This window comes from Desulfopila sp. IMCC35008 (assembly GCF_010646885.2).
Lineage (GTDB): Bacteria > Desulfobacterota > Desulfobulbia > Desulfobulbales > Desulfocapsaceae > Desulfopila.
In genome coordinates, this window is sequence record NZ_CP050700.1 from 3,296,298 (window position 1) to 3,317,264 (window position 20,967).

Here is a 20,967-nt window from a genome sequence, read left to right on the forward strand (position 1 = left end):
AAGTTTACCCTACAAGCTGATTCATTTCAAATATCGGCAGAAGAATTGAGAGAACGATAAACATGACAATTCCACCCATCATTACGATCATCAACGGTTCTATGAGCGATGTCATTCCCATAATCGCGTTTTCCACCTCCCTCTCATAGGCCGAAGAGATCTTTTCGAGCATCGGCTCAAGACTTCCGCTCTGTTCACCGATGGAAATCATCTGTACAAACATCGGCGGAAACCAGGGCGACTGTGAGAGGGCGTGGGCCATCGTTTTTCCTTTCTCGATATCTGCCATCGCTTCGTCGAGAACATCTGCTATCCGGACATTGTCGATAAGTGTTTTCACAATCTGCATGGACACAATCAGGCCCACGCCACTTTCAAGCAAGCTGGCAAGTGTGGAAGCAAAGCGGGCAAGCAGGATTTTACGGAGCACCGGACCGAATATAAACATCTTCAGCTTCCATAAATCCCAGACAGCCCGACCGGCCGGTCGACTGATTATGAATTTGAAAACCATAATGCCCCCAACTGCCAACAAGAGCAGCAACCACCAGTAGTTCTGTAAAATATCGCTTGCGGCGAGCAGAAAACGCGTTGGTGCAGGCAGCACCCGCCCCATATCGTCAAACACCTGGGTAATATTGGGCACAACATAGGTGACCAGGATAAACAACACAGCAGAGCCGATAACCATCATGATAATAGGGTACACGAGCGCCGCTTTAAGTTTACCGCGCAAGGCCTGCTGATTCTCTCCAAAATCGGCCAGTCTTTCCAAAACCACATCAAGGGAACCGGATGCTTCCCCGGCCCGAATCATATTAACGTAAATGGCAGAGAATAATTTGGGATGCTCTCCAAGGGCACTGGTTAGCGTCGACCCCTCGTTTACCGATTCCCGAATACGGGCGATCACTCGTTTTAACGCCGGATTGTCGGTCTGGTCGACCAGGGAAGAGAGTGCCTGGACAAGTGGGATGGCCGCACCGAGCAAAGTCGCTAATTGGCGGGTCATCACATGTATATCGTCCTGTTTTATTCGCTCAAAAAAAGAAATCCGGGTCTTTGATCGAGCTGGATTTCGAAGTTTACCGGCTCCCTCCTTTATGGATACGGGATATTTCCCGTCTGAGCGTAACTTCGAACGGGCATGGGTCTCGTTATCGGCATCCACCACACCTTTAAGTTTTTTGCCGTTGCTGTCCAGCGCGTTATATTCGTACAGAGGCATGCTGAATGCTCTTCCAGGTTAAGTTCAGGTAAGAAGTTTATCTTGTTTTAAAGAAAACACTGTATAGGACGCCTAGCTGAAGTGATGAGAAATTCGCGCCAGGAGGCTGTCCGGAAATGCCCTTAATCCTCATCTTAGCATGATGCTCAAAAGAAGTATCCAACATGCCTGCGGTACGTTCTCTCGCATGCCTTGCCCCTGGGCGAGACAGCCATTTTTTTCAATGGTATCACGTGGACAAAGCAGTTGCATTTTTAACAGAATTAATTAAAAATTCAAACAACTTCCATACTGGCAGGATATCTATCTCCCCTGAAGTCGACACACCGGGTCAAACACCCCCGTCACCTGTGCCTTTCCACACTTCAATACCGGATATTGTAAAAGTAGATTAATTGCCCTATATTTAAGGATCTACTATTAACTGTATTTTAAAATTGTGAACCGGTTCAAGAAAAACCATCCGGTCACTCCATTTTTTTATAAGTTGTTTATGTATACCCGATACTTCGGCCTCACAGAAAAGCCTTTTGCCATCTCACCGGATCCTCGATATCTTTACATGAGTGAATCCCACCGTGAGGCCCTGGCACATCTGCTTTACGGTATCAACAGTGATGGTTGCCTGGTCCTGCTCACGGGTGACGTGGGGATCGGCAAAACTACAATCTGCCGCTGCCTCCTCGAACAACTTCCCAAAACAACAGATGTCGCCCTCGTTTTCAACCCAAAATTGAGTGCTGAAGAACTGGTCCGGGCCATCTGTGAAGAGTTGATGATACTGCCGGAGTTAGAAAATCCGAGCAACAAGGATTATATTGACCGGCTCAACCGGCACCTGCTTGATGCCCACTCCAAAGGACGGACTACCGCCCTCATCATCGACGAAGCCCAGAATCTTGAACCGGAAGTGCTGGAACAACTTCGATTGCTTACCAATCTTGAGACCAATACCCATAAATTACTGCGTATCATCCTCATCGGCCAACCGGAGTTACGCGATATTCTCGAACATGAGAAACTCTCTCAGGTCAACCAGCGAATAACAAGCCGTTATCATATTACGGCACTGCAACCTGATGATATCAACAATTATATTCACCACCGACTCTCTGTTGCCGGCAATGAAACCGGCAGACTGTTCTCCGCAAAAGCTATTGGCTATATTGTCAAATACACAAACGGCATCCCACGGCTTATTAACCTTCTTTGCGACAGGGCATTACTTGGGGCATATGCAGAAAACAGCGACCATGTAGATATCAGGATCATAAAACGTGCAGGTGAAGAAATATTTACCGAACCACCTCCTCGACCGGCATTTTTCAAAAACAGTTTTTTCAGGCTTTCCTTACTATTACCGATCGCCCTCTGTTTTGTGGCATTTGTCTATTATATAGGTATTCCGTTCAACACCGGTAAACGTGGTGCCACCCCTCTCGTCAACCAGACCACCCATCAGGAACAAACTGTCCAGGCAGCAACACCCGGGAAAGAAGAGGCAGGGGAATCACGCCCAAGCAGGATAAACATCACCCCCCCTGTCAGGCTCCCGGCTTTGTCAGAGTTTATCTTTAATGAAGAAGAACCACAGGCAGCGGAATAGTATCCATGTCTTATATTCTCGAAGCACTCAAAAAAGCCGAACGGGAACGACGCAAGGACAGTGTGCCCGATCTTCAGGCACATCACACCCCTTATCCTGCACCGGGCCGCAAGTATTCCTACCCGCAAAAACCTGTAACACTCCTGATTGGCACACTGATATTGTTCCTGATTGCCGCTTCGTTTCTCATGTACATGAGACGGGAGCCGATACTTGAGCAGAAGACTACTTTGCCTGGGGTTATGACTCAGGAAAACAGACCGGAATCACGGCAACAGATTCAACAGGAAACACCGCAAGAGATACCTGTACCGCAAATTGAAAGCCAACCTCAACAACATGTACGACAGGTCCAGGTCAAGCCGCAAAAGGTGATCGTTGAACCACGGCCCATTATCATTGAAGAAAAAACTGTCGTGACCCCTCCCCCCCCATTCAGCAGGCAACAGGAACTTCAACTTCCTAGCTACGACGATCTGGCCACAACCATAAGTGATCATCTCCCCAGGCTGTCGCTGGCAGGACATACCTATTCAGATGATCCGGGACAACGGATGATTATCATCAACAACAGGATTGTAAGAGAAGGACAAGGACTGGGCAACGGCTTACGACTTGAAGAAATCACCTGGGACGGTCTTATCCTGAGTTTTAAGGGAACCCGTTTCACTATGGATGCTACTCAATAACACGAACCTTATTCCCCCTATAACCAAACCTCTTCTTCAATTGGGTAACGGGTTACTCGTTTCACGAATTACTGCAGCCTGGATGGCAGCAGTAATCAAAAAAAGCAGGATCATCCCTCTGGCGGAGAAGACAACCCTGCTTTTTTCTGCTTGCGGATACTTTTATCTCAATCAGTCCAAGATATCCCCAGATTTTAACCGAATTCTTTTACGATAGCCTCCAGTACCTCTTCGGACATCTTGTAACTGTGCTTCTCTCCAAGGAAAACACCGCTTAAGACCTCTTCCTTATAGGTCTTGAAAGTCTCGATCATCACCTCACCAAAATTCATAATCTCGTTAACAGTTTTTTCATACAGTTTCGTATTGAATTAACGAAGAAATTAGAAATTCCAGTCAGAGTCCCTTGAAATCAGAGACTTTACACTATTACTTTATTGTTAGAACAAAATGAGGGGCTGGGTGAACGAATTGGGATCCGCCAGACAGATGGGAAGGAAAGAGAAAAGAAAAAAAACCTGTTTAACGTACTACAAAAAAATCGGCCCTGTCACTATCACCCGTATCAGTGATGCGGTCGCTCCAACCCGACGGAACGTGGTGAATATAGATATCCTGGCGATCCCCTTCCGCCGTGGAAACCAGCCAATGATTACTACTTGACCAGTAATGGTTGTCGAACTTTCCGCCGCCTGGAGCGGGAATGGAAAATTGTTTTTCCAGACTCTTCCAGTCAAACACGTATAGTTTCCTGTGATCTCTGGCGTTTACCGTTATATAACGCCCATCCGGGGAGATCGTGGCAGAACATCCACGCGATACCGTACGTATTTCACCACTTTTCAGGTCTATGGCTTTTACCCTCAGCCCGGTTGCGGATTTGACCGTTACTGCGAGGCGGTCACCCTCCTGGTTAATGGCAAGCTCCCTGATTACACCGTCGCGAAGAATATTTTCCACTTCGAGTGTCTTGGGGTTAACTCGCTTTATCGCCTTACCGTCAGAAAAGAGAATGGTACCGTTTGGCGCGAAACAGAGGGTTCTCGGTTGTTCAGAGCGCGCGATTTCACGTAGCCTGTTGCCCCCGTCCGTTACAACCATAATGGAATTGTCATTGATAAAAGCAACGAATTCACCATCCGGGGAAAACCGTGGATTACGTCCCTCTCTGGCAATCCGTTTCTCTTTCCTTTTCACCGTATCGTACAAATAGATGCCATCGGGCCGCTCATATACCAGGCGACCTGGCGGAATCCTCATCTTCTTCCCGGTAGATGATTCAACACCAGACCGTATTAGTTGCTTGCTGCGAGTCTCGCCGACACTGGAATCCACAACAAAGGCCATCAGCATCACCGCTGATACAACTACCACAAGAACACTTACCAGATACTTCATCCAGAACCATCGCTCCTCTATTTTGGTGCCTGCAATTTCTTCTGACCCGCCATTATTAAAAAACGGTAGAAGCAAGAGCAACAACGCGATACCACCCAGGCCGTACCCATACACCTGGGTCAGGAGATGGTGGGCAATACTCGACACAACTGCTATCTGCTCGGGATACCCCAACAACTGGAACACCAGGGCCCAGGCCCCCTCATACGCACCAAACCCGGCGATTCCGGAGATTGGCAGGCTGGCGGCTAACTCAGCACTGCATAAGCCCAGAAAGACTTTATTGACAGGAAAGTCTGCGATCATATATCCAAAGGGTAAAACCAATCCCAGCAGCAGGGCATAGAGGGAACCGTATTTACAGACCCGCACCGCAAACGAAAGCATGAGGAGTCGCAGATATATACCTTGCTGACGAGCCTTAAGCAGATGGCCTGCACTATCAATCAGCATCTGCACCAGTTTCTCCCTGAAACTGGCAGGCAGGATCTTCAATTTATCAACAAACATACTACCGACCCGGCAAAACCATGGCAGGGAAACAAGTACCAGAATGCTTGCTAACGTTAGTGCCAGGCCGGAAATAATCAATACAGGACGGGACATCTCCCCCGCCGCAACAGTAGCAACTGCCGGTAGTATCAGAAGTGAAAGCGAGATAATATCAAAGACAAAGGCATGGGCAAAACTGGAAACAACGGGACCAAGTGGCAAGCCGAGACGACTTTTTACCAGGTAAATATAAACCAGCGTGCCAAGCCTCGCAGGTAGGAGATCGGAGAAAAAATTCCGAACAATCGTTATCAGAAAAAGTGGTACTGAGGCGGCATGCACCCCGGAAGCATGGAGTATCAGTTGATATCGCCATGTCCTGAAAACACTCATGGAGACAGAAAAAAGAAGAAAAAGAACCAGCCATGAGACGGAAATATTCTTTATTGCTTCCAGGACATCATCAAATGATATCCTGGATAACAGATAGCTGAATACACAAATGGACGTCAATAGGGAAAAAAGCAGGACATGTATTCTGGTGCCTTTCTTTGATTTCTCAGCCATCGCTTATTATTTCAATATATTCGTTTCGATAACAGGGTTGTCCATCTTCGGACCTGAAGCTGAATTGCCGAGATGAACAGGATATTGCTGATTCGCCATTAAACCACTTTCTACTTAGTTTTCATCCTAAAACTAAGCATTCCTTTCAAAGTCGAAGCGTGACTTAAAATAATACCGCAAGCATATAGTCCATATTATGAGGATAAAAACTTTATCCCCAACGCGTGGATTGAGCAGGTGAGCAAAGACTCCGAAAGGGTCGTTTCGGGACGAGAACTATATGGTGGAACCAGGAAGTTTTCGTTTGTTTGTATGACCTGTCGAACTCTCTTCCAGCTCTAAAAGCCTTTTGCTACGCAGCCCAATGCTCTTTCCCAAGGCATAATTGAGGACATTCTGATAATACCCAAGCTTTTTGTCGTACCTGCCAATCTCACCACGCTGGACACCGCTAAAAAAATATTCCAGGCGTTCCTTCTCCGGAACATTTGCCGGGAAACTGTTGGTTAATCTCTCTTTTAAATCCTCGCTGCTCAACTGAACCGACCAGCAAAAATCGTTCTTGAGCCTGCAGGCAGCCCAGTACTCATCATAAATATCCATACCGCCCTCAGCAGGGGAAATGAGAGATAACAGCAGCCTGGAATCATGGAAATAGATGAAATATTCCCTATCAGCAACGGGACGAAAAGAAAAAGAACACGATAACACCAGCAAGGAACAGAGATAATCCTCGACAATCCTGTCACAACTATCGTCTTCAAGCGGGGGGACTGCCATGGCCGCAACAGTCTCTGTCAAGAGGCCGACGGCAGAACTCAGCCCTTTACCCTGGGGGTTAGGATTTTTTGCGGGGATATCCTTTTTCATAAATATGACAGTTATATGAAATAGCCTCCAGCATCTTTTCCTGGGGAAGCTTTTCCATCAGGTCATGCAGATGGTCATTAAAGATTTGGGATTCTCGATCTACCTTGATATCAGAAACATTCAAGGGCCTGGAAATCGAAAGACCGCTCAATTCGCGACACCGGCTTAAGGCGACATAGGTCTGGCCAAAGGCAAAGGCTCCTCTGCCAAGATCCAGATGAACCTTTTCAAGCGTTTTGCCCTGACTTTTATGAATTGTAATTGCCCAGGCGTGAATCAAAGGAAATTGGCTATAGCTTCCCGTTTCCTGCTTTTCGATCATTTTATTCGCCTTGTTCCATACATACCTGAAATTTGGCCAACTCATTCGAGTCACCTCGACAACCGTATCTTTCGGCTGAGTTCGAACCGATAGAGTCTCCCCAATTTCCACAACCGTGCCAACCGTACCGTTAACCCACCTCTTCTTGGGATCGTTACGGGTAAACATCACCTGTGAACCAACCTTTAGCTCAAGTGAGACTGGAGATGGGTAACTATCTTCAGTGCCCCTGAAATCACCCCTGACCTTGCCCTGGAACCTAAACAAACGCCCCCTTATCTTATTCAGCTCCGCCCTGTTGGCACTTTCAACTTCAGAACGCCTCGGGGCAAGCCAGACAGCACCCGGAGGCGGCGTTGAGGTGATTTGGCATCGGGAATTTATAACCTCAAGTGCCTTCCCAACATTCCGCCCTTCCCGGATATCGGCAAGCACATCGACAAAGAGTTTATCCGCCTGCCTGAAAGTCTGGTTGAGTTCGACAGAGTAATAGGTGATTGATGTTTCGGTAAGTGAACGCGCTGCATAAAATTTTGTCCTTCCGGCATAAAACTTCTCATAAAATCCCATCAGGCCCGGTTTGACAACTGGAGGTAACTGGAAAAGATCCCCAACCATGATGACAGGCAAGCCACCAAAAGGTTTATCGACGCCCCTGTTCTTTCTTAAGAAGGCACTCACCCCATCAAGCAGGTTGGCATTTACCATCGAAATTTCATCAATTATCAGAAGTCTCGCATTTTTGATATCGCTTCTATACGGAGCTGATTTAATCCCTTTCTGGGTAATCCACTGCAAGGGAAGCTGAAAAAGGGAATGAAGGGTCTTGCCATCAATATTGGAAGCCGCAATAGCGGTTGGAGCTGCGAGCAGCACATTGCCGGAATAGTGGTGCATGAGCCAGTTGATAAAAGTACTTTTTCCCGTTCCTGCCCCCCCAGTAACAAATACTATTGGAAATTGGGCATCTACCAACTTTTTTATAAAGAGGTAGTCGGGAAGTTCCTCTATCTCATCCAGGTCTATTCCGGTCCCATTTTTCTGTAGCTGACCGGGTTTAATTTTTGAGCGCCGTGACAAAAACTTGCCGAGCCGTCCTTTTTTACTCTTTTCAGGACCGGTCATTTTCTTAAAGACAAAACCGGCAGCGGAAGCCAGGGCGACAAGTGGGGTAAAAGGTTCCATATATCGTATCAGTTTGGTTTTCACTTGGGAGGAAAATGCGCCCAAATAGCAGTGTAGAGAATTACCCCCGTTTTGCAAGAAGAACTTTCAGCAGGTTAGGCAAAAATATTTAACTGGGATACCACCTGGAGGGTAGATGAACCTTTGAGCTTAATCAATTATTGCTGAATGCTTAGCGAGTTACACTTTAAAAGAGAGTGATCACGACGACTATGGAAAATAATAATTTGTAGATCATTACTATTAGGCATTTCGCAAAATAGAATGATATCGCGGTTTCTGTTAGGGAGGGAAGTTACTTGATCACCGCAACATAATTCTCGAAAGTAAAGTTCCGGGTCAGGTAATGGACAGCTGCCTTGATATCATCAACCATCATCGGTTTTGCACAAAGTTAGATGTGATGTTCTGAACAAAAAGAAGTTACCTCTTCGATCACGTTTCCGGTACAGAGTATAAACTTACCTGCGACTTCAGAAGTTACTGTCCGAATCGCCTGAAAAAAATCCAGGCCAATGAGATAAGGCATCCGCACGTCACTCATAATCACATCATATTGATGCTGGTCCAGCAGGTTGAGTGCTTCCCTGCCGCCACAGGCTGTTGTTACTCCAGCTTCATTTTGAAAAACAGCAACCAGAAAGATTCGGATGCATTCATCATCGTCGATAACAAGGTAGTGCGCTTTCTCCATCTTGTCATATCCTCCTGGTATACATAAGTTATACATCTATCCGGATAGACAATTTCAGCTACAGGTAAATATTCAGTAATTATTGATCCCGGTTCAGTCGTTACCGGCAGCGCTGTAATATCGACGCAAGTATACGTTATTACATCCATGATGGACATACAGCCTTGCGCCAATTATGATCGTTTTTGCGCCAGAACTACAAATTGCCGAAAGTTTAATATGTTATAGTTTTTGGGATAGCATTGAAATTGTCCATTTATTGATATAAATATAGCGCCACTTACACCAGCCGCCAATAAGGGTCTAGCTGACTCTCTTCTTAAATTTACTTTGCATTCTCGTAATAACACATGACTATTGCATCTCTGAAAAGTCAGATCAAAAACAGTGCCCGAATTCTGAAACAGATTTTTTTGAACAAGGAATTCAGTCTCATCCCTTACATTTCAGCAATTGATCCCGACTTCTACACAGCTCCCGCCCCCCAGTCAGACTCATGTCGAACACGCGACCCCCACCCTTTATTTGATTCAGAATATTACAGGCACATCTACTTACCCGAGAATTACTCAGGGCACCCATTTGTCCATTACTTGAAAGAAGGGGTAAAGGCCGGCAACAGACCTGGTCCTTTTTATGATGAGGACACCTTCGTGAACAATTATCCTGCTCAGGTAGCAGCTGGACTGGACCCTCTCCGTGCATACTTGAAGATTGAGAAGCACAAGCGGCGGGATACAGGCCTGCTCTTCAATCAACAATGGTATCTGGTCACGGCAGCCGGCCTGGATACAACTATCATGGATGCCATTTCCCACTATAGAATCCATGGCTTCAGGGAGGGGAAAAGCCCCACCCCACTGTTCCATTCCAACGCTTACCAAAAGGCTGTAGGATCAATTGCTCCGGACCAGGATCCGTTTACTCATTACCTGCTGAACGTCTCTACGGTTTCATCAGAACAATGTCCAACTTTTGATCCTGCTTATTATGTTACAAAATATGGGCATACACTCGACCACTGCACCCCTGCTGAACACTATTTAAAGTGCGGACATGGTAAGGCCTACTACGCAAATGGTACTGTGGAGAATCTGCCTGAAAAACCCCTTATCTCAATTGTAGTCCCTGTCTACAATACAAAACCAGAGTTCCTGAACTATTGTATACGTTCCGTGCTTAATCAAAGCTACCCAAACTGGCAATTGTGTCTCGCTGATGATGGGAGTAGTCGAGCTGGTATGCAAGAACAGCTGAAAGCATGGGAGAGATATGACAGGCGTATTCAGGTAACGTTCCACGAGACAAACAAAGGAATCTCGGCTGCAACCAATACGGCTGCAACCCTGGCCAAAGGGTCATATCTGGGCTTTCTGGATAACGATGATGAGCTTGCACCTCATTGCCTCTATCTGGTCGCGAAAAATATTGTAGAACACCAAGCAGATATTCTCTACACGGACGAAGATCTCATTGGGGAACATGGAGAACGGTTGTCAATATTTCGAAAACCCGATTTTAACAGGGAGCTATTGCATAGCCACAACTACATAACGCATTTTACCGTCACTTCTGCTGAGCTGTTTAAAAAATCTGGCGGTTTCCGTTCTGAGTGCGACGGTGCACAGGATTTTGACCTTCTCCTGAGACTTTCGCTGCTGACAGATAAGATCATACACATTCCGGAAATACTTTATCACTGGCGCGCCAGCGAAACATCGACATCGATCAACCACGACCAAAAGAGCTATGCCCATGATGCAGGAAAAACAGCGCTGCAGGATTATTTAGATCAAGCCGGTATTGAAGGAACGGTTCATGACACAGATTTGAATTTTTACTACAGAATCAAGCGTCACCTGCCAGCAGAACCCGAAGTTACGGTTCTGTTGTGGAATGATATAAAAGACAATATCGCCCCGGAAGTAACGTGCTCCAACCTACGCCAAGCCACGGGCTACAGAAATTACACATTCATGCCTTTTGAGCGTCATGATCAGGAAAAAGAGTGCGGACTCTATCAGTCGCTCCATACAATCATCATCGATTCGAAATCGAAATATATCGCCCTCCTCAATGAGAGCGCTCGTAGAATGAACGGCACCTGGCTGACAGAACTTGTTTCGATAGCTGAACAGGACAATATTGCGATGACGTGTGGAAAGATCCGCTACCCAGCTGGGGACGGCCCCTCCTACACAACCCCTAATATCAATAACTTATCAGCCCATTATTATAGGGATTATTTACAGTTCCACCAAATTCACCTTCACGGAATCCACTGCCCTCAAGAAATTTGTATTCCGGCCCCACATGTCTGCTTGATATCCAGAGAATTCTATCTGGAAGCGGGAGGATTCGACTACGCCAATTTTCCAGCGGTCCTGGGCTTGGCCGATCTTGGCTTGAAAGCGATGACGATGGGAAAAAAATGCGTGTATACACCATACTCTTCGTTAGAACTCCCTGCCCCATGCAGCAAGGTGGAGGATGAAGCACTCGGTCAGCATGAGCAACAAGCCTTTCAGGACAAATGGAGCAATCACCTCTCTACTATCCAATCTATTTTCAATGCTGGTAGTGTTCAAGACGCAGGGATCGAACTCGAAGATTATGAACGCTGGCTTGCAGGATCGTAAAATACCATAGCTCCTGATGTAGCGAACAAGCTGTAATAACCCTCTCTCAATCCAATGGTTAAGGTTACTGCAGGATAATCAACAAATATTACACAGATAATCAGGTGACGCATGATCTTATAGTTTCCCTATCGGGGATGGTTGAAATCTCTCGCCTTTAGGCGAAGTCATGTTTAACAAAATGGTCGAAGACCATGCAGGTCATAAAAATGTCATTTGCGTAGCAATCAAACTTGGCTGAAGTCGGCTTCAACCGAATAACGAACCCATCGACTTATAGTCGATAGTCGTTCAGTGTTGAAATCAAAAAAACTCCTGCTGCATCATGATATTGAAACGCAAATACATACCCTTACATTTTGCTTCCAATGTACACTATTCGACGTACGGATTAATAAATGGATCTATTTCAATTTAAACGTCTCATAATCGTCTAATCGGCGTGAGAGCATGAAAAAAAAATTTCCTGTAGTTTCAGAACAATTCTAATGTATACTGCATAAATATCCGGTAACTGATTTGATTCTTTATTCTAACATGGATTTACTATTACTCCAGGAACATGGCCAGCACCTCTAAGAAGACCTTACAACTCGTCTTAATATGAAAAATGAAATATCTTTTTCAGACCTTTTTGCTATCGATGACATACAACAACTGCAAGATGAGTTTGCCATTGCAACGGGAGTTGCCTCTATTATCACCACCCCAGAGGGGGTACCAATAACCAAGCCCAGTAATTTTTGCAGGTTGTGCAGCGAAATTATCCGCAATACGGATAAAGGTCGTTCAAACTGTTATAAATCAGACGCAATTATTGGGTGCCCAAGCCTAGTTGGACCCACGGTTCAAACTTGCATGAGCGGTGGTTTATGGGATGCAGGTGCTGGAATCACGGTGGAAGGTCGACATATTGCCAACTGGCTGATAGGACAAGTCAGGGACGAGACACAGACAGAAGAGCAGATGGCGAACTACGCCAAGGAAATTAATACCGATGTAAACGACTTTTTAGATGCCTACCGAGAAGTTCCAGCAATGTCTTTGGAGCGCTTTAGAAACATTGCTTCCATGCTTTATACGCTTGCAAATCAAATTTCCTCTGTAGCCTATCAGAATGTCAAACAAACTCAATTAATCAATAAACTCAAGAAAACAGAGTCCGAGTTAAAAAAAAACCAAGAGGAGTTACTCGCAAGTGAGCACAGGCTCAGCATAGTAGTCGACAATTTACCCGATGCGATGATTTATCAAGTAGAAAGCACTTCTGATGGCAGGCGTAATTTTACTTATATCAGCGATAATATTCGTACTCTCAATGAAGTTACTGTCGACTCTGTACGAGCTGACGCTAATGTCCTGTACAGCCAGGTACACCCTGATGACTTACCCGCTTTAATAAAGACTGAAGAGAACGCTATCAAAAAGATGGAGATGTTTCGTCATGAAGCTCGTTTTATTTTACCAAATGGTAAAATAAAATGGTTCCAACTTACCTCCAGCCCACGAAAAATCATTGATGAGGTCATTACGTGGGACGGTATCCAGATTGACATTACCGATCGCAAGAAAGCTGAAGAAGAGCAGGCAAAGCTTGAAGCATTGTTGCGCCAATCACAGAAAATTGAAGCCATCGGACAACTGGCAGGAGGAGTTGCGCATGATCTCAACAATATGCTTTCCCCAATTATTGGATATGCAGAATTACTTCTCCTGGAATCTGATCAAAAAAAGAAAAATAAGAAAGCAATTAATGGAATTATTAATGCTGGTTTTAAAGCACGTGACCTTGTTCAGCAATTATTAGCCTTTGGCCGTAAACAGACTCTAGACTTTGTACCAGCCGACTTAAACTCTGTTGTCCTCGAGTTCCAAGAACTCCTCAGACGAACAGTGAGAGAAGATATTGAAATTACAACTCAAATATCCGACACTTCAGCTCCTGTACGTGCTGATATCAGGCAATTAGAACAAGTAATAATGAATTTGGTGGTGAATGCACAAGATGCGATGCCGTTAGGAGGTAAACTCATTATCGAAACAAGTCGTGTATTTCTCCCCCAAAAAGACACCCACCTGGAGATTGTCCCATCACCTGGTGAATATATTAAATTATCTGTTCGAGACACTGGATGTGGCATTCCTGAAAACATCAGAAGTCAAGTTTTTGAGCCTTTTTTCTCCACCAAAGGAGACAAGGGGACAGGTCTTGGCTTAGCAACCGTATATGGAATCATCACCCAACACAAGGGTACTGTCTCTATTGAAAACACCCAGGGAAGTAGTGGTACTGCCATCTCTGTCTACTTACCAGTCTCAGCCGACAAATCGCCACCTCAGCAAATCAAGAAGCCTAAACATAGTCTTTTAGAGGGAGATGAGACAATCCTGCTCGTAGAAGACAACCAACAAGTACTTGAGATGACAGAATCCTTATTAAAACAGAAGGGGTATACTGTTCTTACTGCAGCTGATGGGAATCAAGGTATAGGCATAATCCATAAATATGAAGGACAGATACATCTTCTACTAACCGATGTCGTAATGCCAAATCTAAATGGCAAAGATCTATATTTAAAAGCGAAAGAGGTCAAGCAAGACCTCGAAGTATTGTATATGTCTGGGTATAGTGATGACGTAATCAGCCATCAAGGCATGCTGGAAGAAGGAACGAATTTCATTCAAAAACCATTCTCGGCCTCTGCTTTACACATAAAAATAAGAGACATACTCGATAAATAGTATTCGCCTCAGTACCGCCCCCAGCTAGCCGTTATTCATAAAACAACGGTTACCCAAAACAGCGTTTTCGTTTTCCCCCCGACCTCTTTCGATTTCTATGGATCTATTTCGTTTAACACGTCTAATTCCCGTCTAATCACAAATCGCCAAAAACAGTAACATCCCATATCCAAAAGCCAGTTCTCGACAGATTAACGACTCTCTACATTCCTTTCAGTTTTTTTTGACACCTCTTTGTAAATACCGTATTGCGGTTCAACTGTACTGCATTGTGGCCATTTTGAGATAGGGTGTCGTATGGCTTTTTTTTAATCTTCAGGAGAGCATTTAGTAAAAATCGCTGCGATGCATACAAGAGCGTGGGTTGAGTAAGAAGGAAAAAAGTAAACACGATATGTTGTCGTTCGTCTGGGTTGGAGGGTGCTTCATCATAGTTCCGGGTTGATAGTGTATCACGAGGAAACAGGTGGAGCGTAAGTTAGGCAAGTTCATATTGTATTGGTTCAGCGGGAATTGGAGTTTTCTATTGTTTGAGTTAACATACTCAACCAAAGGAGAACTCAATGAAGAGGAAAAGAAAAAATCGTTCAGGGGAAGAAAAAGTAACCATCTTGAAACGGCACCTTGTTGATCATGTCCCTGTTTCAGATCTGTGTGACGAATACAATCTTCACCCGACCGTCTTTTATAGGTGGCAGAAAGAGTTTTTTGAACACGGTGCCGCCGCTTTTGATCGGAATAAGACAACCGAGAAAAAGCAGGATGAGGCCAAAATTCAAGCTCTGGAGCAAAAACTTCAGCGTAAGAACGAAGTGCTCTCTGAATTGATGGAGGAGCACGTCAAGCTAAAAAAAGATCTTGGGGAGATCTGAAAGGAGCCTGGGTGCCTCACGATACTCGGGACAGTATAATAGATTTCGTGAGGTACTGGTCAGAGGTAACAGGTCTCCCCGCAGTGAAATATATCGGTTGGCTGCAAATTCAATCAAGCAAATATTACAACTGGAAGGACAGGTACGGCAAGGCCAACGAGCACAATGGCCTTATACCACGAGACTTCTGGCTCGAAGCCTGGGAAAGGCAGGCAATAATCGATTATCATCACAAGTTCCCGGCTGAAGGTTATAGACGGCTCACCTTCATGATGCTGGATAACAATATTGTCGCCGTCAGCCCGAGTTCTACCTACCGGGTATTGAGCGGTGCAGGTCTACTGCAGAGGTGGAGTAAGGGCAAGTCGAAGAAGGGTAATGGTTTCACTCAACCCCTTGGGATACATGAGCACTGGCATATTGACATGTCCTACATCAATATCTGTGGGACTTTTTACTACCTGTGCACCATTCTAGATGGGTGCAGCCGATATATCGTCCACTGGGAGTTACGGGAATCGATGACCGAGCAGGACATTGAGATTGTGTTACAAAGAGCCAGGGAACAATTCCCTAAAGAGAAACCAAGGATCATATCGGATAACGGTCCACAGTTTGTCTCAAAAGACTTTAAGGAGTATATCAGGTTTGTTGGGATGACCCATGTTAGAACATCTCCCTATTATCCGCAGAGTAATGGCAAAATAGAGAGATGGCACGGCACCTTGAAAAGGGAATGCATCAGGCCGGGAGTACTGCTGAGCCTTGAAGATGCGAGAAGAGTGGTCGGTGATTATATACATCATTACAACAATGTTCGCCTCAACAGTGCCATTGGATATATTGCTCCGATCGATAAACTAAATGGACGATCCCAGGAAATCTTCCGGGAACGAGATGAGAAGCTTGAATTGGCTCGGCAAGCGAGAAAGAAAAAACGTTCAGGGGGCATCCGGGGAAATAATCCACCCCACCAAGTCCCAATATCCTCTGCCGGGCATTCAGTTGGGGCCCTTTATCGGAATCGGGCCTTGACGGGGTTCCCTGCGGCGGTAGAGGGCAGTTGAAAAGCGTTGAAAGAGAAGAAACAACCAACTAACTCAACGAGGGGGATTCTCCAATTCCAAGAGAAGCATTACAATATAATTTGTTTAAAGGAGAAAATGAAACATGAAAAAAGCGCATTTATGTACACCTGTAGTCTTTTCTTTGTTCTTTCCGTTTTCAACAACATGTGCATCACACCATAACGGTTTCCCACAAGAAAGTGGCCAATCGCAGGTAAAGTATGAGAATTCCAGTCAACTAACAGAGAACAATAGGCATTCAGAGTATTCGAGGCATCATAAAGGCCCGTGGGGGAAACCTGATAGTCGACCGAATATCCTATTTATCTTGGCCGATGATTTAGGCTACTCTGATCTAGAAATCGATGAATACAACAACACTATTATAATGGTTGTCTCAGATAATGGTGCAGAAGCAATAGACCCCAAAGCCACTTTCCCCCCATATATTCTAATTATTTCACGGATGTGTTTTTGGTCATTCCGTTTAAGGGGATACCCCGTTTTTTTTCCCAAACACGATATACTTAAAGAATGTTTTTCTTAATTATAAATAGTTACTGACCGCAGGCTGAATCTCCTGGCAGACACGATCATTCGGCAATAGTCTGCTGCAACCCTATCAACAAGCTCCAACCAGAGGCGGTTCCGGCCCCCCCCTGTCAGCCCTGCGACAAAACAAACAGGATTCCAGGATTCCGGCTTCTTTCAAACTGAATATTTATTCGGACGGACTGTAAATTGCTGTTTATCTATTATGGATTTTCCTGCTCCTGGCTCCTCATGCTTCTGCGCTTCTCTGCCTCCATATGCCGCCGCCGCTCCTCCTCTGTTTCAAGAAGAAGCGGTGGGACTTCCCTGGCAGCTCCATCGTCGGTAATTGCCACAAAGGTGAGATATGCCGAAGCAGTATGGTGTACCTCACCGGTCTTTATAACTGCCGTAAGTACAGCAAGAAGTATCAAGCTGAGTATGGCATCAAAAAGAGCCGCAGAAACTATTGTTTGACCCAGTCGTGTTTTGAGTAGCCCAAGGTCCATTAATATTTTCACGGATACCGGTACTGCTGTAATTGCCAGGGCGGTGCCGAGAAACAAAGACTGAGCAAATTTATACTCTGAAACAGGCAAGTAGAACCAGCCAAGGGCGAAACCGAGGAGGAGGGGGCGTAGCATACCACCAACCGCCACACCGATCGCTGGTCCAGAGGCTTTTACTAGGTTCCGAGGCCGCAGTTCAATACCGGCCAGGAGCATGAGGAAAAAAAATCGAGAGGTCGGTGAGTCACTTGAAAACTTCATTTCCTGTTAAAGCAGCAAGTACTGGCAAACTGGCAGAATAACCGTGCAGGACAAGCCCAAGGCCTATACCCGCAACCAATTCACCAACAAGTGCCGGTTGTTTCAATCGCTCTGCCACCTCACCGCACAGTCTGGTCGCCAGCAGTACTACCAGCAGAATGTAAAGTAAATTCATGAAATTCCCCTGTTACAAATACTTCTTTAGGATTACGAGGACACCTTTTGAGACACCCTCACATCATTCTTTCTTTACCTGAGCCGTGATGTTGGTTATTTGTACCTGGATATTATTGAGTTAACAGTGGTTTTTAGTAAATCAAGACCTTCTTCAATACCTGCCTTAAGGTCTTCCCATGACTCTCCGCTTGCCTCTTTTAACTGTATGAGCTTTTCGTTGACAGTCTCCTTTTTCTGCTGCAGCTCTTCGACCTGGTTGTTAAAGTTTATTTGCACCTCAGCCTTAGCCTTTGCGGCCTGAGCCTTGAGCTTTAGAATTTCGGCGTTCCACTCATCCACCTGGGCTTGTACCTTTTGTTCATAGGCTTCTTTTTTATTCATGATGTCCTCTTTTATGTTTTGAGCGTGGAAGTGAAAAACCTTATGTGAGAGTGTGCTCAATTTTGCTCTTATGCTGCTCATGGTTGTTTCACTGTAAAAACGATATAAACAACTATGGTGTCAAATGAGGTATTCTACCATGGGGGCGACAATGTATTAAGCCATGTCACTGAGGGTATAATTGGGAAATGCAGGTTTTCAGTTAAAGCAAAGAGGCTTGATTGAATGGAAAGGGCACAATATTTCAAAGCAATCTCAGGACACTGCTCTCTATTAATGGAAAATGGTATTTGGAAAGAATGCCTGGGGAGGGGGGCTGTCAGGCTATCTGAGACACAACGGAAAACCACATGATGAGTAGTGATAACGTTTTTTTACACCTTAGTTGTCAGACGGTACCTATGATTTTGCAGGTGTCACTTAAGTGGTAGGATAGCCTTCATTCGTGTACCTCCATCTGTTTTTGAATCAAGGTGAAATGACCCTCCAAAAATTTCACAACGCTCTCTCATGGCAACTAAACCATAGCCACCAAGAGGGTCCTTGTTCGCCAATGTCTTTTTGACATCAAAGCCGCATCCGTTATCTGCAATTGATAAAGAGATTGAATGTCCGCCATCGCAGTATTCTAGAGAAAGTTGAACTATATCTGCGTTGCTATGTCGTTCAGCATTCGTCAACCCTTCCTGGATAATGCGGTAGATATTAATTTTCATTGCTTCGGGAATATCTTGCTCGGATATTTCAGAACTATAGTCTATTTTAATATCCCCATACAGGCGGTGGAATTGACGGAGGTACCAGGCGATGGTTGCGGCCAATCCCAAATCGTCCAGGGTCGAGGGCCGGAGATTGGCAGAGATTCGCTTTGTTTCTTTGATGGTTGCGGCGAGGTAGCCTACTTCTTTATCCAAAGAGTCGTCGAGCTTGTTGCCATTACTGCTTCGCACAATCTCCTTTTCTTCAAGACTAAATTTTATTGCCGCAAGGCTCGCTCCAATACTGTCGTGGAGTTCTTTTGAAATAGTTTGTCTGTCTGCTTCAAGAATATCCAAAGTATGCCTGGATATCTTTTTTAGTCGTTCTCTTGAGAGTGTCAGGGCATCGCTGATACGGTTTTTTTCCATGATTTCCTTTTCAAGTTCAGCAATTGTATTATTTAATGTCTCGGTTCTTTGAGCGATTTGTTGCTCTAGTTGATCCATCAATTCTTTCATGTGCTGTTGTTGAATAACTGTACCAGTTATATCCTGTCCCAAGCAAAGAGCGGTCTGTAAACAATCTTTACAATCACCCAGTATCACCGTAAAAAACTCCCAAATTACAGGTTCGTCTCGGTCAGATCTTACACTGATTTGGAAAGTGTCTGAAGATTTACCCGCATCAAAAAAATCTGACACTTTGAGTTCACTATTTTTGGGGGGATATGGCTCAAGAGAGTGAAGTAGATCTTTACAGGTGGCGGCGGTATCTCCGGCAACAATTCCTAGCTCATGCTGGACAATACGATTGGCCCAGAGCAGGTGCCCGTCATCAGTGACAACAAATACTGGAATAGGAGCATTGTCGAGTACCCGGAACGTTCCTATTTCCAGCACATTGTCTTTGTGATTTGTCCAAATTTCATCAATCATATATTGTTCCGGCTATTGGTAGAGTTCCATACCTAATAGCTCATTTTTGTTTGTACCAAGGTGTTGAAATAAGGCTGCTACATTATTTTGGCTTCAACAAGTCCTTTCTGAATAGCAAAGGTAGTCAGTTGAGCAACATTGTGTAAATCCAGTTTACTTATGAGATTTGAGCGGTGCTTCTCAACCGTTTTCACGCTGATATGGAGAAAACCAGCAATCTCCTTGTTTGAATACCCTTCGGCCAAAAGTTTCAGGACTTCTCTTTCGCGTTGAGTAACGGTGTCCCAGTCACTTTCTTCCTTGAGTGTTTTTTTACTATCTAGATAACCTTCAATTACCTGATCTGATATTCCCGGGCTGATATAGGACTTTCCCTGTAAGACACTGTCGATTGCAACCATTAATTCCTTCCGGCTTGCATCCTTTATACAATAACCATTTACTCCCGCGTCAAATGCTTCAAGAACATACTGATCCGACTCGTGTATCGTCAATGCAAGGATTTTGATTTCGGGAAGATCTCGTTTTATCTCCTTCATCACCGAAATGCCGCTGATCTTTGGGATGGAAAGATCGAGTAATACCATTTCGGGTTTTACTTGCCTGATCTTTCGGATTGCATCTAAACCATCTTCAGCGTCTCCAACTATTTCAATATCACCACGACTGTTGAGCATTGATTTCAAACCTTCTCGAAACAATTGGTGATCTTCGACGATGAAGACTTTGTGTTTCTTATGCATGTGCATCACATTTGATGAAATTTGTTAATGGGCAATCCTCGTTCATGTTAAGAAAAATATACCATAAAAGCGAACCAGGGATATGTCCATCGTGTTTTTAATACGCGATGCATCTACAGGGGGGTATCGGATATGTTGTGTTGTGCCCGTATAATTGATACAGGAGTGGGAAGGCGGTAATTATAGCCAAATAGTAAGGTCTTTTCTTGCCTCATTTTAAGTATCTCTTCAGCTATTCCTCGCATTCTGAAAATATCACCAGATAGTTTAGTTTTGCAGGTTTTTTTTAACCTAATCAACCATGACTTACAAATAGCGAAGAATGAGTGAACGTAAAAAAACAGTAACCAGCACCAAGCC

At 44.9% G+C, this 20,967-nt stretch carries 18 protein-coding genes; 7 read left to right on the plus strand and 11 right to left on the minus strand.

Annotated features, from left to right (window positions below):
* Positions 1–4: 4 nt before the first annotated feature.
* On the minus strand, positions 5–1,228 hold the full coding sequence (gene gspF / locus GA520_RS14370; RefSeq protein ID WP_163338227.1) for a type II secretion system inner membrane protein GspF: 1,224 nt from the start codon (positions 1,226–1,228) through the stop codon (positions 5–7).
* A 562-nt stretch (positions 1,229–1,790) separates the two neighbouring features.
* Here gspF and GA520_RS14375 point away from each other — a divergent pair.
* Both GA520_RS14375 and GA520_RS14380 read left to right on the plus strand, forming a co-directional pair.
* Entirely contained in the window at positions 1,791–2,834 is a 1,044-nt protein-coding gene (locus tag GA520_RS14375; RefSeq protein WP_205749273.1) for an ExeA family protein, read from the plus strand.
* A gap of 5 nt (positions 2,835–2,839) precedes the next feature.
* Positions 2,840–3,523, plus strand: a complete 684-nt coding sequence (locus tag GA520_RS14380; RefSeq protein WP_163338225.1) for a general secretion pathway protein GspB — start codon at positions 2,840–2,842, stop codon at positions 3,521–3,523.
* Positions 3,524–3,717: 194 nt separating this feature from the next.
* Here GA520_RS14380 and GA520_RS14385 read toward each other — a convergent pair whose 3' ends face one another.
* From GA520_RS14385 to GA520_RS14405, 5 genes are all read right to left on the minus strand, one after another.
* Positions 3,718–3,855: a hypothetical protein gene (locus GA520_RS14385; protein ID WP_163338224.1), complete on the minus strand. Its 138-nt coding sequence runs from the start codon at positions 3,853–3,855 to the stop codon at positions 3,718–3,720.
* A gap of 190 nt (positions 3,856–4,045) precedes the next feature.
* On the minus strand, positions 4,046–5,980 hold the full coding sequence (locus GA520_RS14390) for a lysylphosphatidylglycerol synthase domain-containing protein (RefSeq protein ID WP_163338223.1): 1,935 nt from the start codon (positions 5,978–5,980) through the stop codon (positions 4,046–4,048).
* 276 nt (positions 5,981–6,256) lie between these two features.
* Positions 6,257–6,850 carry a hypothetical protein gene (locus GA520_RS14395; RefSeq protein WP_163338222.1) on the minus strand — a complete coding sequence of 198 codons (594 nt, stop codon included), beginning with the start codon at positions 6,848–6,850 and terminating at the stop codon, positions 6,257–6,259.
* A complete protein-coding gene (locus GA520_RS14400) occupies positions 6,819–8,357 on the minus strand; it encodes an ATP-dependent RecD-like DNA helicase (protein ID WP_163338221.1) in 1,539 nt (512 codons plus the stop codon). The genes GA520_RS14395 and GA520_RS14400 overlap by 32 nt, the downstream gene beginning before the upstream one ends.
* A gap of 394 nt (positions 8,358–8,751) precedes the next feature.
* Positions 8,752–9,051, minus strand: coding sequence for a response regulator (locus GA520_RS14405; RefSeq protein ID WP_163338220.1), 300 nt, complete (start codon positions 9,049–9,051; stop codon positions 8,752–8,754).
* Positions 9,052–9,401: 350 nt separating this feature from the next.
* Here GA520_RS14405 and GA520_RS14410 point away from each other — a divergent pair, with 350 nt between their 5' ends.
* From GA520_RS14410 to GA520_RS14430, 5 genes are all read left to right on the plus strand, one after another.
* Positions 9,402–11,690 carry a glycosyltransferase gene (locus GA520_RS14410; RefSeq protein WP_163338219.1) on the plus strand — a complete coding sequence of 763 codons (2,289 nt, stop codon included), beginning with the start codon at positions 9,402–9,404 and terminating at the stop codon, positions 11,688–11,690.
* Between the two features lie 603 nt (positions 11,691–12,293).
* Positions 12,294–14,432: a PocR ligand-binding domain-containing protein gene (locus tag GA520_RS14415; protein WP_163338218.1), complete on the plus strand. Its 2,139-nt coding sequence runs from the start codon at positions 12,294–12,296 to the stop codon at positions 14,430–14,432.
* Positions 14,433–14,995: 563 nt separating this feature from the next.
* A complete protein-coding gene (locus GA520_RS14420; protein WP_163341234.1) occupies positions 14,996–15,304 on the plus strand; it encodes a transposase in 309 nt (102 codons plus the stop codon).
* 11 nt (positions 15,305–15,315) lie between these two features.
* Positions 15,316–16,371 (plus strand): IS3 family transposase, encoded by a 1,056-nt coding sequence (locus GA520_RS14425; RefSeq protein WP_240910286.1) that lies wholly within the window; start codon positions 15,316–15,318, stop codon positions 16,369–16,371.
* A 103-nt stretch (positions 16,372–16,474) separates the two neighbouring features.
* On the plus strand, positions 16,475–16,918 hold the full coding sequence (locus GA520_RS14430; RefSeq protein ID WP_163341138.1) for a hypothetical protein: 444 nt from the start codon (positions 16,475–16,477) through the stop codon (positions 16,916–16,918).
* 208 nt (positions 16,919–17,126) lie between these two features.
* Here the strand turns inward: GA520_RS14430 and GA520_RS14435 are convergent, their stop codons facing one another.
* From GA520_RS14435 to GA520_RS14455, 5 genes are all read right to left on the minus strand, one after another.
* The gene (locus tag GA520_RS14435; RefSeq protein WP_205749429.1) at positions 17,127–17,672 is read right to left on the minus strand and encodes a cation:proton antiporter; all 546 of its coding nucleotides are present in this window, start codon (positions 17,670–17,672) and stop codon (positions 17,127–17,129) included.
* Positions 17,656–17,847: a hypothetical protein gene (locus GA520_RS14440; protein ID WP_205749430.1), complete on the minus strand. Its 192-nt coding sequence runs from the start codon at positions 17,845–17,847 to the stop codon at positions 17,656–17,658. Before GA520_RS14440 ends, GA520_RS14435 begins: the two co-directional genes overlap by 17 nt.
* 95 nt (positions 17,848–17,942) lie before the next feature.
* Positions 17,943–18,230, minus strand: coding sequence for a coiled coil domain-containing protein (locus GA520_RS14445; RefSeq protein ID WP_163341140.1), 288 nt, complete (start codon positions 18,228–18,230; stop codon positions 17,943–17,945).
* 416 nt (positions 18,231–18,646) lie between these two features.
* Positions 18,647–19,864, minus strand: coding sequence for an ATP-binding protein (locus tag GA520_RS14450; RefSeq protein WP_163341141.1), 1,218 nt, complete (start codon positions 19,862–19,864; stop codon positions 18,647–18,649).
* Positions 19,865–19,941: 77 nt separating this feature from the next.
* The gene (locus GA520_RS14455; protein WP_163341144.1) at positions 19,942–20,607 is read right to left on the minus strand and encodes a response regulator transcription factor; all 666 of its coding nucleotides are present in this window, start codon (positions 20,605–20,607) and stop codon (positions 19,942–19,944) included.
* Between the last annotated feature and the right edge of the window lie 360 nt (positions 20,608–20,967).

Excerpts from the sequence above, each read along its gene's own strand:
- gspF (WP_163338227.1), bottom strand. The coding sequence starts at position 1,228 with ATGCCTCTGTACGAATATAACGCGCTGGACAGCAACGGCAAAAAACTT.
- GA520_RS14405 (WP_163338220.1), bottom strand. The coding sequence starts at position 9,051 with ATGGAGAAAGCGCACTACCTTGTTATCGACGATGATGAATGCATCCGA.
- GA520_RS14395 (WP_163338222.1), bottom strand. The coding sequence starts at position 6,850 with ATGAAAAAGGATATCCCCGCAAAAAATCCTAACCCCCAGGGTAAAGGG.
- GA520_RS14380 (WP_163338225.1), top strand. The coding sequence starts at position 2,840 with ATGTCTTATATTCTCGAAGCACTCAAAAAAGCCGAACGGGAACGACGC.
- GA520_RS14385 (WP_163338224.1), bottom strand. The coding sequence starts at position 3,855 with ATGAATTTTGGTGAGGTGATGATCGAGACTTTCAAGACCTATAAGGAA.
- GA520_RS14440 (WP_205749430.1), bottom strand. The coding sequence starts at position 17,847 with ATGAATTTACTTTACATTCTGCTGGTAGTACTGCTGGCGACCAGACTG.
- GA520_RS14410 (WP_163338219.1), top strand. The coding sequence starts at position 9,402 with ATGACTATTGCATCTCTGAAAAGTCAGATCAAAAACAGTGCCCGAATT.
- GA520_RS14450 (WP_163341141.1), bottom strand. The coding sequence starts at position 19,864 with ATGATTGATGAAATTTGGACAAATCACAAAGACAATGTGCTGGAAATA.
- GA520_RS14445 (WP_163341140.1), bottom strand. The coding sequence starts at position 18,230 with ATGAATAAAAAAGAAGCCTATGAACAAAAGGTACAAGCCCAGGTGGAT.
- GA520_RS14375 (WP_205749273.1), top strand. The coding sequence starts at position 1,791 with ATGAGTGAATCCCACCGTGAGGCCCTGGCACATCTGCTTTACGGTATC.
- GA520_RS14455 (WP_163341144.1), bottom strand. The coding sequence starts at position 20,607 with ATGCATAAGAAACACAAAGTCTTCATCGTCGAAGATCACCAATTGTTT.
- GA520_RS14430 (WP_163341138.1), top strand. The coding sequence starts at position 16,475 with ATGAAAAAAGCGCATTTATGTACACCTGTAGTCTTTTCTTTGTTCTTT.
- GA520_RS14420 (WP_163341234.1), top strand. The coding sequence starts at position 14,996 with ATGAAGAGGAAAAGAAAAAATCGTTCAGGGGAAGAAAAAGTAACCATC.
- GA520_RS14390 (WP_163338223.1), bottom strand. The coding sequence starts at position 5,980 with ATGGCTGAGAAATCAAAGAAAGGCACCAGAATACATGTCCTGCTTTTT.
- GA520_RS14415 (WP_163338218.1), top strand. The coding sequence starts at position 12,294 with ATGAAAAATGAAATATCTTTTTCAGACCTTTTTGCTATCGATGACATA.
- GA520_RS14435 (WP_205749429.1), bottom strand. The coding sequence starts at position 17,672 with ATGAAGTTTTCAAGTGACTCACCGACCTCTCGATTTTTTTTCCTCATG.
- GA520_RS14400 (WP_163338221.1), bottom strand. The coding sequence starts at position 8,357 with ATGGAACCTTTTACCCCACTTGTCGCCCTGGCTTCCGCTGCCGGTTTT.